The sequence below is a fragment of the Alloyangia mangrovi genome (assembly GCF_002300555.2).
GTDB classification, from domain to species: Bacteria; Pseudomonadota; Alphaproteobacteria; order Rhodobacterales; family Rhodobacteraceae; genus Salipiger; species Salipiger mangrovi.
Genome location: NZ_NTHN02000152.1, coordinates 1 through 530 on the forward strand (window position 1 = coordinate 1; position 530 = coordinate 530).

Sequence of the window (530 nt, forward strand, 5' to 3'; positions counted from 1 at the left end):
GGTCGCCATCGGATGCGCCATCGGTCCGAGCGACGATGGCGACGGCTCGGTCGAGCGAGGCAGGATCTTGCGAAGACGGTTGTTGGTATTCTCGACCGTGCCTTTCTGCCAGGGCGCCTGCGGGTCGCAGAACCAGCTGTCCGCGCCGATCCCATCCTTGGGCCGCTGCCATGCCGAGAACTCGGTTCCGCGGTCGAAGGTGATGGATTGGCGTGCGTCGGCGGGCAGGGCTGAGAGCCCCTGGATGAGGGATTCCATGATCGGCTTCGATCGTCGGTCCTCGTTACGCAGCAGGGCAGTGTAGCGGCTGACACGCTCCACCAGGGAGGTCACGTTGATCTTGCCGTGCTCCTTGCGGAACATCACCAAGTCGCACTCCCAGTGCCCAAACTCAACGCGCTCGGCGAGGCAATCCGGTCTGTTTGAAAGGCTTTGCGCGTCCGAGATGTGGCTGCGCTAGTACCGGCGGTAACCCCGCGGTCTGCGGCGTCTGCGATGCTCGGGGAGATGTCGGTAGACCTGCTCGGCGC

Annotated in this window: 1 pseudogene; it reads right to left on the minus strand. The window is 64.5% G+C overall.

From position 1 onward, the window contains the following. Positions 1 to 530, minus strand: a pseudogene (locus tag CLG85_RS27185) (IS30 family transposase); the annotation flags it as partial.